Raw genomic sequence first — 7,507 nt, 5'->3', positions numbered from 1 at the left:
CTATCCGTATCATCGCCCTTGAGATAGCCATAAGAATACCACAGCACTTGTTTAGCCCCTAATTCCTTTTTAAGCATGTTTTCTATTCCATTTTGATTCAAATGGGGGTTACGATTTTTTTCTAGCAGGCATTGGGTGTTGGTTAAAATGCTCCCGGCCCCATCGCTTTCTATGCTCCCGCCCTCTAAAACATAGGGCATCGTTTTTAAAGGGTGTTTTAAAAACCCTAAACTTTTGAGTTTGAAATTCACCTGATTGTCTAAATTGGACGGGTATTTTAACCCCCAACCATTAAAACCAAAATCCAAGCACTCTAAAACGCCATGATTTTCAATACTGATCGCTCCAAAATCCCTAGCCCATGTGTCGTTAGTGTCGACCTTTGCGATCTCTACACCAGATAAATTTTTAAGCATCTCATAGCCGATAATATCGCTAGTATGGACGCACACTAACACCTGAGCGTGTTTGGCTATGGTTTGAATGATGTTTAAAAAACTTTCCCTAGCCTCTTTGATGCAATACGCCCAGTCGCCAAACTCATGGGGGAACGCCATTAGAATCGCTTGGATTTTTTCAAACTCCGCTAACATTCTTTTCATTCAAAATATCCTTTTAAATAACTATAACACAATCTCATTCAAATAGCGTTTTTAAAACAGATTCAAACGCTTTTGTGCGGTTTGAAAATATTCTTTTTCTGATTCTATACCGATAAAATTCCGTTCTAAATTTTTGCACGCTAAGCCGGTGGTGCCGCTCCCCATGAAAGGATCTAGCACGATGTCATTAGGGTTTGTGTGGATGGAAATGATTTTTTCCATTAAGGCTAGGCTTTTTTGCGTGGGGTGTTTGGTCTTTTCAATTCCGCTCACCACAGGGCTTTTTAAAATCAAGGGTCGTAAATATTTTTCATTTTCGGGTTTATTAAACACCCATTTAGCTTTCTTTTTAACCGCCCACAGGGCAAATTCCGTGTCCTGGACATAGCGCCGGTTAAGATTTCTTGGCATGGGATTATTTTTAACCCATTGGATAAAGTCTTTGACCACAAAGCCGTTTTCTTCTAAAAAATCAGCGATATAGCTTATAAACCTGTAAGAGCAAAAAATAACCATGCAGCCGTTTGGATTGACTAAGGGGGCGTAGCGCTTGATCCATTCTAAAAGCTTGAAATTTTTATCCCATTCCCCAAAATCTATGCCTTGCCTTTTAGCGCTCTTTAGGGTGGAAAAATGGTTTTTAACCGAAATGTTATAAGGAGGATCCGTAATGATCGCATCCACTTTTAAATTTTGCTGGTAAAAGTCTTTGATGATTTCAAAAGCGTCAGCATGATGGATTTGTATCATTTTCTTAAGCTTTTTAAGATCGCTTTGCCTAAGGCTAGGGCCAGAAGAGGAGGCACAGCGTTGCCGATCTGCTTACAAACGCTCGTTTTATTGCCATAAAAGATATAGTTATCGCTAAAACTTTGTATCCTGGCGGCTTCTCTGGGCGTGATAGAGCGGTGCAATTCAGGGTGGGAGTTGGTGCCATTGCTTGGAGTGTCAAATTTCTAAAATTTCATTGGTAGCAACACATTCAAACCCCTCTTCTAAAAGCTCGTAGCACCCCACTCCTGCCCCAGAAAATAAAGAAATATAGGTTAAGGTTTGATTAAAGAGCATGGGGGGATTAAGGATTAAATTAAACTCATTTGAAGCATTAACGTTTCAAGCTCTCAATTTCTTTAAGCATGGTTTCAAAAGCCTCTTTAGTGCCTGCTCGCACGCTAGAAAACAAACTAAACACCACAATAGCTACGCTCGCTGCAATAAAGCCCGGAACGATTTCATAAATATCCAAAAAGCTTTTGCCAAATTTATCGTATAAAATCACCGTGCTAGCCCCAGAGAGCATGCCAGCAATCGCACCAATGCGTGTCATTCTTGACCAAAAAAGCGAGAATAAAATCACAGAGCCAAAACTCGCACCAAAGCCAGCCCATGCGTAACTCACGATGCTAAGAATGCTAGCGTTTTTATCCGTTGAAATGAAAAAAGCGATGCAAGCCACCCCTAAAACCGAAAGCCTAGAAATAACCATCACTAATTTTTGGGGAGCGTCTTTATTGAAAATCGTCGCATAGAAATCTTCAGCAATGGTAGAAGAGCTTACAAGCAGTTGCGAACTGGCCGTGCTCATCACCGCCGCTAAAATCGCGCTCAATAAAATGCCTGTGATCCAAGGGTTAAAGAGCAATTGACTCATCACAATGAAAATCTTTTCAGGGTCTTCTAAGCTCAAATCAAATTTATGCGTATACGCAACGCCTAAAAGCCCCATAACGCATGCCCCAATCAAAGAAATAACCATCCAAGAAATCCCAATAGTGGTCGCTTTAGGGACATCTTTAATGGAGCGGATAGACATGAAACGCACTAAAATATGGGGTTGCCCAAAATAGCCTAACCCCCAAGCAAGGCTTGAAATAATGGCGACTACGCTAGAGCCTTGCAAGAAAGAAAGGTTTTCAGGCTTGATTTCTCTAATGATCTTAATCCCCTCTCCAATCCCTCCAAGATGGATTATCATAACGATCGGCACCACGATCAAAGCGCTCATCATCAAAAGCCCTTGAATCAAATCCGTCCAACACACCGCCTTATACCCTCCTAAAAAGGTGTAAGAGACAATGATTAGCGTGCCAATGCTTAAAGCGTAGGTGTATTGAATGCCAAAGGTCGCTTCAAAGAGCTTAGCCCCACTCACCAGCCCTGAAGAAATGTAAAAAATAAAAAAGATTAAAATCACAAAAGCTGAAATCAAGCGCAAGATGTGTTTGTCATCGCTAAAGCGCGTTTCAAAATAATCTGAAATGGTGATGGAATGAGCGATCACGCTCGTATAAATGCGTAAGCGTTTGGCCACAAAAACCCAGTTAATGAGCGCGCCCAAACTCAACCCTATGGCGATGTGTGAGTTGATTAAGCCCCCCACATATAAAGCTCCAGGTAATCCCATTAAAAGCCACCCGCTCATATCGCTCGCCCCCGCGCTCAAAGCGCTAATCACAGGTCCCATAGAACGATCGCCTAAGAAATAATCTTCAGTCGTTTCATTTTGTTTGTAAAAATAAAAACCAATATAGAGCATTAACAGCGAATAAACGATAAACATCGTAACAATAGGGGTGCTTAAAACAACATGTCCCATTTTGATCTCCTTATTTAATACAATATTTATTTTTCAGCACAGCATGATTTGTGGCAAGTGGGTTGCCTTAAAACCCTTGAGCCTAAATTCCCGTAACGATGATAAGAGATGCTAACCGATCGCTCTAAGTGGTAATATAACAATTCAAAACGCCCGTTCAAGCAGGGTTTAGCCGTGGCTAAAACCATCCCTAAAGCGCTCGCTTGTTCATGCAATAAATCCAAATCGTTTTTTAGATAACGGACACGATTGAAAGCGTTCAATTTCTCGCTGAATTTTTGCAAGCTTTCATAAACAATAGGGGCGTTTGCTTGGAGCACTTTTAAACATTCTAAGAAAAAGGTTAAATCTTTGTTCGCTCGTTCGTTTTCTGTGCTGATCGTTAAAGGGATTTGAGAAATTAAGCATGCTAAAGCAATGCCTAACATGTCGCTCAAAGTGTCCTTTTCGGTGATGCGATAGCCCACGCTTTTAACTTTAGTGTAGGAAAAAAGGTTGTCTTCGCCTCTGATTTTGACATAGTCTTTAGCTTGGCTGAATTCATGCTTATAATGATAAGCGTAGCTCTTCGCCATAAAAATCGCACGCTTCAACTCATGCGTATGCTCATCATAGCCTTTTTGAGTCAAGCCCTCTAAAGCTTCGCTTAAGGGGTTTTTTAGGGCGTTTTCATCTTCTTCTTCTTGGTGAATATTCACAAACTGCGTGATATAGTTAAAAATACCCACCTTCCTCCCAAACCCTACAGCGGATTTTTTAACCCCTCCAAAAGGCTGGCGCAAAACGATCGCTCCTGTGGTGGGTTTGTTGATATAGATATTACCGGCTTCAATGCGTTCTAAATAATATTCCCACTCCCTTTCGTCCAAAGACTCTAACGCGCTAGTCAGCCCGTAACCGGTGGAATTGACTATTTCTATCGCTTCGTCTAAATCTTGTGCTTTCATCACGGATAAAATGGGCGTAAAAAGCTCAGTTTGGTGCGTGAAATCGCCTTTTTTAGTGCCGTATTTGATGCTTGGCTTCATCAAATAGGGGTTATCATTGATAAAGCTTACCGGGATTGTGTAATTTTCATAGCTTTTCAATTCCTCTATGGCTTTGATGACCTTTTCATTGGGCTTGTCCGCTAGAGCACCGATTTTGTTTTTGAAATCAAAAGGATCGCCCACGCTAAGGCTTAGAGTCGCATCTATTAGAGTCTTTTTAAAGTTCTCATCTTCATAGACTTCTTTTTCTAACACTAAAAGCGAAGTGGCGGAGCATTTTTGCCCCGAATTGCTGAAAGCTGAATGGATAACATTCTTAATCGCCTGATCTCTGTCTGCCATTTTGCTCACAATAGTGGCGTTTTTACCGCCTGTTTCAGCACTCAAGGCTAAAGTGGGGTTAGCCTCTAGCATTTTATAAGCGGTGTCTTCGCCCCCTGTTAAAATGGCAAACTTGATATTTTTATCTTTTAAAAGATGTTCGCTAATATCGCTCCCTTTAGAGGGCAAGTAAATGAGCGCATCTCTAGGCACGCCCGCATCCCAAAAGCACTCACAAAGCTTATAGCCCGTTACGCTAGACAAGCTTGAGGGCTTGTAAATCACCCGATTGCCAGCGGCTAGGGGGGCAGCGATAGTGCCTACAGAAATGCCCACAGGGAAATTCCATGGGGCAATGACCACGCCCACGCCTTTGGGGGTGAATTTCGTTTTTGTGTTTTGCTCTTGTAACACCCTTAAACTATAAGGGTAAAACTCTAAAAAGTCAATGGCTTCGCTCACTTCAGCGTCCGTTTCAGCGAAAGTCTTACCCACTTCTAAAGCCGAAATCCCTATTAAATCGCCTCTCCTTTCTCTAAAAAGCTGGGCGGTTTGACTCATTAAGGCATGGATTTCTGTAAAGCTTTTTTGACTGAAACGGCTCTTATCGCTTTGAGCTACTTCTAGGGCTTTTAAAATCGCTCCCTTATCCGCTAAATGCACGCTAGCGATTTTTTTATGATGGATTTTATCAAAGACTTCTAAAGGGGTTAAATTCGGATTTTCAAACCTCCCGTCTATTTCTGGGTAAAGCTCTAAAATAGGAGCGTTACGCATTTTCTCGCGCACTTTTTTAGCCCATTCTCGGTTGGCTTTTAAAATAAAATCGGTATCGCTTTCGTTTTTAAAGGAGTGGTTTGGGTAGGTGGTATGCCCGCTTTGTTTGGCGTTCCTGTCTTGAGTCCTGTGGGTGGCATTGTCTAAAGTGGCGATTCCTTTAAGGCTGTTTAAAAAGCGTTGTTCTTGGTCTTTCCATTCGCTCGTGCCTACTTTGAGGTTAAAGAAAGCTTTCATGAAATTATCGCTTGAGGTGTTTTCATCTAACCTCCTCACCAAGTAAGCGATCGCGTTGTTAAAATGCGCTTCATCGCACACCGGCGCATAAAGAATGAGTTGGTGCATCTCTTTTAGTTCCTGGCTCGCTTGCAAGCTCATGCCCTCTAGCATTTCAAAGCTGAAATGCTCTAACACAACAGGGTCATTAATAGCATGGATGCGCGTATAGACATAAGCGATTTCAAAAATATTGTGGCTCGCTGCGCCAATATGAATGTATTTATAATTATCGCCCTCTAAAACAAAATCCAACATTTTATTGTAATTAGAATCGGTGTCTTGCTTATTGGAAAATGTGGGTAACGCCCAGTCTTTTACGGAAGCGATCGTCTCTTCGCTCTCCATGTTCGCTCCCTTAACAAAGCGGATTTTAATGGGCTTTAACCCTTTTAAAACCCTTTCTTTAGAAAAAGCATGCAGTTTTTTCAAATATTCATAAGAATCCGGGATATAGGCTTGCAACACAATGCCAGCGTTCAGATCAAATTTAGCGATAGACTCCATAAAAGACTCCACCGTGAGCTCTAAATCCCTAAACTCCTCCATATCCAAATTAATGAATTTAGGCATGCCTTGCTTTTTTTCTTCTTCTAAAGCCAGGGCATAAAGAGCATCTAGGCGTTTGACAATCTCTTTTTTAGAGTATTCAAAATCAAGGATATTGATTTGAGAAAAAATCGTCGTGATTTTAATGGAAATGTATTGGATGTAGTTGGACTTTAGGGCTTGAGAGTATTTTTCAAAACGCGCATTAGCTTCTTCTTCGCCTAAAACCTCTTCGCCAATAAAATTCACATTCAAAATGATTTTTTCATTCTTTCTTTTTAAAATCCGCTCTTTTAATTGGCTCTCTTCTTGATCCAAGACCATCGCTTTCGTGTCGCTTCTGATTTTATTGACAAAGAAAGGCACGCTCATATCAGGGAGCATTTTCCCAAAGCTCAAAAACCCCATTAAAAGCAATTTTTCAAAGGGAGAAAAAATCTCACGGCTTTTGTATTTGTCTAAAACATGCTCAATCATTTCAAAGCGGGCTTTATTGTCTAAGCATCTAAAACTCCGATCCATAAGCTCTATGAGCATGACTTTGTTTTCAGGGTTGTTTAAAAGCTTTTGCATTTTAGAGTGGAACGCTTTTTCTTGCTCGCTCAAATGGTTACTGATACTATCTTGCAGTTTTTTGGCTAATTCTAGTGAATCGCCAATGATTTTTTGCATGAGCTTACCTTTTATTTAAGAATTTGGCTTGATTGTAGCATGTTTTAAGCGGGTTTTTAGGCGGTCATTTTTAATAATGATTTTTAATTTATGATTGTTTTCATACTAAATGAATTTAATTATTAAAATTGATTTGTTTAGAAGTGGTAATTATTTACCGCTTAAGACAAAAATTAGAGGAATTTTTTATCGTTTTAAAAGTTCATTTACTTTTCGTTTAAAAATGAATTTTATCATTCTCGCCGTGTAATTTAAAGTTTAGCTTATTCAATTAAACGATTTTAAATTAAACGGATTTACAAGAAATTTTACAAAACAAAGGATATAAAATGAAAACAATTAAAAATGGTATTATGATCGGCACACTCGGTGCGTTGTTATTGAGCGGTTGTTCTAGCTTTGATACTCAGCGTTTTGCTTGTCTTCCTAAAGACCATTCTCTAAAAGACGCTTCTACCAAAAAAGAAGTGCAATACACGCCTAAGGGCTTTTTTGACCCTTATTCTTCTAATTTAAACCACTGGGATTCTACATTCTAGGGGTTTGTTAAGAGGGGGCGAAAAAGGGGGGGATAATAAAGCTCATTTTAAGTTTTCTCAAATTATAACAATCATCTTTTTAACATTGATATAGGATAAAAGGAGATATTTTTATGAGTGGCGTTCATAGTGTAGAAAACACGAATACAGAAAATACGAATATTTCAAGAACGACTGCTTCCACCC

5 protein-coding genes and 2 pseudogenes are annotated in these 7,507 nt (G+C 40.0%); 1 reads left to right on the top strand and 6 read right to left on the bottom strand.

Features of this window, described 5'->3' with window-relative positions:
* From DV63_RS11195 to DV63_RS11170, 6 genes and pseudogenes are all read right to left on the bottom strand, one after another.
* Positions 1 to 602: agmatine deiminase family protein (locus DV63_RS11195; RefSeq protein WP_020982387.1), on the bottom strand; the 602-nt coding region annotated here is incomplete at its 3' end.
* Between the two features lie 51 nt (positions 603 to 653).
* Positions 654 to 1,352, bottom strand: a complete 699-nt coding sequence (locus DV63_RS11190; protein WP_000614605.1) for a DNA-methyltransferase — start codon at positions 1,350 to 1,352, stop codon at positions 654 to 656.
* Positions 1,349 to 1,558: pseudogene (locus DV63_RS11185) on the bottom strand (DNA cytosine methyltransferase); the annotation flags it as partial. The pseudogene DV63_RS11185 and the gene DV63_RS11190, both read right to left, overlap by 4 nt.
* Positions 1,557 to 1,670: pseudogene (locus tag DV63_RS18700) on the bottom strand (DNA cytosine methyltransferase); the annotation flags it as partial. The pseudogenes DV63_RS11185 and DV63_RS18700, both read right to left, overlap by 2 nt.
* A 37-nt stretch (positions 1,671 to 1,707) precedes the next feature.
* Positions 1,708 to 3,198 (bottom strand): sodium/proline symporter PutP, encoded by a 1,491-nt coding sequence (putP, locus tag DV63_RS11175; protein ID WP_000510255.1) that lies wholly within the window; start codon positions 3,196 to 3,198, stop codon positions 1,708 to 1,710.
* Between the two features lie 26 nt (positions 3,199 to 3,224).
* Complete coding sequence (locus DV63_RS11170) at positions 3,225 to 6,782, bottom strand: bifunctional proline dehydrogenase/L-glutamate gamma-semialdehyde dehydrogenase (RefSeq protein WP_001169427.1); 3,558 nt, start codon at positions 6,780 to 6,782, stop codon at positions 3,225 to 3,227.
* A gap of 329 nt (positions 6,783 to 7,111) precedes the next feature.
* On the opposite strand from DV63_RS11170, the gene DV63_RS11165 reads away from it, so the two are divergent.
* Positions 7,112 to 7,321: a hypothetical protein gene (locus DV63_RS11165; protein ID WP_000849011.1), complete on the top strand. Its 210-nt coding sequence runs from the start codon at positions 7,112 to 7,114 to the stop codon at positions 7,319 to 7,321.
* Positions 7,322 to 7,507: the final 186 nt, after the last annotated feature.

The organism is Helicobacter pylori FD535, assembly GCF_000296015.2.
Taxonomy (GTDB): domain Bacteria; phylum Campylobacterota; class Campylobacteria; order Campylobacterales; family Helicobacteraceae; genus Helicobacter; species Helicobacter pylori_CT.
The sequence above is the reverse complement of the archived record's forward strand: the minus strand, read 5'-3'. Positions and strand labels throughout refer to the sequence as shown.

Bases quoted from the DNA above. Each gene is read 5' to 3' on its own strand.
- DV63_RS11165 (WP_000849011.1), top strand. From the start codon at position 7,112: ATGAAAACAATTAAAAATGGTATTATGATCGGCACACTCGGTGCGTTG.
- DV63_RS11190 (WP_000614605.1), bottom strand. From the start codon at position 1,352: ATGATACAAATCCATCATGCTGACGCTTTTGAAATCATCAAAGACTTT.
- putP (WP_000510255.1), bottom strand. From the start codon at position 3,198: ATGGGACATGTTGTTTTAAGCACCCCTATTGTTACGATGTTTATCGTT.
- DV63_RS11170 (WP_001169427.1), bottom strand. From the start codon at position 6,782: ATGCAAAAAATCATTGGCGATTCACTAGAATTAGCCAAAAAACTGCAA.